Annotated in this window: 3 protein-coding genes; all 3 read left to right on the top strand. The window is 72.9% G+C overall.

Going from position 1 to position 2,680, the window contains the following annotated elements; translation table 11 throughout:
- Positions 1-691 (top strand): LD-carboxypeptidase (locus K789_RS0113505; protein ID WP_024367209.1); only part of this gene is annotated, 691 nt, incomplete at its 5' end.
- On the top strand, positions 691-1,788 hold the full coding sequence (locus tag K789_RS0113500; RefSeq protein ID WP_024367208.1) for a serine hydrolase domain-containing protein: 1,098 nt from the start codon (positions 691-693) through the stop codon (positions 1,786-1,788). The genes K789_RS0113505 and K789_RS0113500, both read left to right, overlap by 1 nt.
- Positions 1,789-1,797: 9 nt before the next feature.
- Positions 1,798-2,616, top strand: a complete 819-nt coding sequence (locus K789_RS0113495; protein ID WP_024367207.1) for a serine hydrolase — start codon at positions 1,798-1,800, stop codon at positions 2,614-2,616.
- Positions 2,617-2,680 lie beyond the last annotated feature (64 nt).

Raw genomic sequence — 2,680 nt, 5'->3', positions numbered from 1 at the left:
GACGCTGTCCGCCGTTTTCGTCATCCGCGGCGGCTACGGCGCCGTGCGGCTGCTGGACCTGCTCGACGTCGACAAGCTCCGCGCCGCTGCCCCCAAGCCGCTGTTCGGGTCCTCGGACGTCACCGGGATCCACGAGTTCTGGGCCGAACGGCTGGACATGCCCTCCTGGTTCACGCCGATGCTCGCCACCGGCGCGCTGCTCGATGACGCCGCCGCGGCCGCGAGCCTGAAGCAGGCCGTGTTCGAGCCGTTCGCCGGCCGCCGGTACACGGCGGATGCGGCCGAGACCCTCGTCCCGGGGACCGCCCGCGGAAGCCTGACCGGCGGGAACCTGAGCCTGCTCGCGATGACCCTCGGCGCCCGGGGCAGGCCGCCGCTGAACAACGCCGGCCGGATCGGCCTGCTCGAAGATGTCACGGAGGCGCCCTACAAAATTGACGGGATGCTGCACTCGCTGCTGCGGGCCGGCTGGTTCGACGGGCTGGCCGGGCTCGCCCTGGGCTCCTGGCAGGACTGCGGCGACCCGGCCGAGGTCAAGGACCTCTGCGTCGAGCTGCTCGCCCCGCTGGGCATCCCGCTCGTCTGGGAACTCGGCTTCGGCCACGGCCCGGCCGCACACAGCATTCCGCTCGGGGTCCCGGCCACCCTGCACGCGCCAGCGTCCGGCCGGCCCAGCCTGGTGCTCGGCTGATGGCCCGGCACGGCCGGCTGCACGCCGAGCTCCAGCGCCTGCTCGACTCCGCAGTGAAGGATGGCATCACGCCGTCGGCGGTCTGCGCCGTCGCGGTCGACGGTCAACGGCTGCCGGTCATCACGGCCGGTGACGCCGTGCGCTTCGGCGCTGACGGCGTCGAACTCCCGGAGGACCAGCGCACCGCGGCCGACGCCGGGACGTTCTACGACCTCGCCTCCGTCACCAAGGTCTTCACGGCGGTCACCACCCTGGCGTTGGTCGATGGCGGCGTCCTACACCTCGACGAAACGGTGCCGGTCCCGGTGGGCGGATCCGGCGTGACGCTCCGCCAGCTCCTCACCCACACCTCCGGGCTGCCCGGGATCTGGGAAGGCTGGCGCGGACCGCTGGCCACCGGGGCGCATTTCGACCGGCAGGAGCTGATCGCGGACCTGCTTGCCCTGGAGCCCGTGCACCTGCCGGGGACACGCTTTGAGTATTCCTGCGCCGGGTTCAACACCATCATGGCCGTCGCCGAGCACACCACGGGACGGTCCTGGCCGGAGCTGGTCACGGAGCATGTCCTCGCCAGGCTGGCCCCGGACACCGCACTGACCTTCGTCCCGGACCCCGGCCGCAGCGCCGCGACCGAATACCAGCCCGAACACGGCCGGGGCATGGTCCGCGGCACCGTGCACGACGAGGCGGCCTGGTCCCTCGGCGGGGCCAGCGGCAACGCCGGAATGTTCGGCACCGCCCCGGCCCTGCTGGACTTCGGCGAGGCACTGCGGGCGGGCCTGCCCGGCATTCTCTCCCGCGCCACGGCGGAGGCCATGTGGACGGACCAGCTCCCGGCGGTGCTGGGCGCGTCCCTGCCGACGTCCGGCGCCGAATTCGGTCACGGCCTGGGGCTGCGGATCGGGCAGGCGGCGTGGATGGGTTCCCCCGGCGCCCGCGGCCACAACGGTTTCACCGGCACCTCGCTGCTGGTCGACCGCGACGCCGGAATCAGCGTCGTCCTGCTGAGCAACCGGGTCCACCCCCGCCGCGAGCTCTCCGACGTCCAGCCCGTCCGCCTGGCCGTGTCCCGCGCGGTCTACGCCGCCCTCAGCTAGGAGCACCCCGTGCCCGTTCTTTCCGACTACAGCGACGGTGTCCCTGCGATCGCCTACTGCCTCACCGCGATGGACGGCACCGTCCTGGCCCAGCGCGACGCGGACCTGCCCTTCTATTCCGCGAGCACCATCAAGCTCGGTGTGCTGGTGGCGGTCATCCAGGCGGTGGAACGCGGCGCCCTGGACCTGGCGCAGCCGGTCGCCGCGGCGCACACCTTCCCCTCGGGCACCGGCGGCGGTGAGACCTTCAGCTTTGAGCCCGGGGAGCGCGACGCCGGCATGCCCTCCCCCGGAACACCCATGCCCCTGCGGGCCGTGCTGCGGCGCATGGTCACGGTTTCCTCGAACGAAGCCACCAATCTGGCCGTGCAGCTCGTGGGGCTGCCGGCGGTCAACGCGGCCCTGTCCGCCTGCGGCGCCGGCTCGTCACGGATGGAGCGGCTGATCGGCGACATTCCGGCGCTGCGGGCCGGGCTGAGCCACCAGGTCACGGCCCGGGACCTGACCGCCGTCGTCCGGGCTATCGTGACCGGGGCCGCCGCCGGGCCGGAGCTGACCGCGCTCATGACGGAGTGGCTCGTCGCGCAGGAGTTCGGCGATCTCGGCGCGGAACTGGACGCCGCAGGGGCCGACGTCGTCTGGGGCAGCAAATCGGGCTGGGTCACCGGGATCCAGCACGACGTCGCGTTTGTCGCCCCGCGCGGCGGCCCGCCCAGCGCCGGTTATGTGCTGGCGGTCTGCACCCGCGCGTACGCCGAACAGGACGCCCTGCCGGCCATCCGGTCGATCTCGCGGCTGGCCTGGGAACTGCACGGGCTGAAGGTGTGAGGGTGACGGCTCTCAGCTGAGCCCGGTGATCCCGAGCCCGGGCGCCGGGGCAAGCCGGATGGTC

It is taken from the genome of Arthrobacter sp. TB 26 (assembly GCF_000427315.1).
Taxonomy (GTDB): domain Bacteria; phylum Actinomycetota; class Actinomycetes; order Actinomycetales; family Micrococcaceae; genus Arthrobacter.
The sequence above is the reverse complement of the archived record's forward strand: the minus strand, read 5'-3'. Positions and strand labels throughout refer to the sequence as shown.

Bases quoted from the DNA above. Each gene is read 5' to 3' on its own strand.
- K789_RS0113500 (WP_024367208.1), top strand. From the start codon at position 691: ATGGCCCGGCACGGCCGGCTGCACGCCGAGCTCCAGCGCCTGCTCGAC.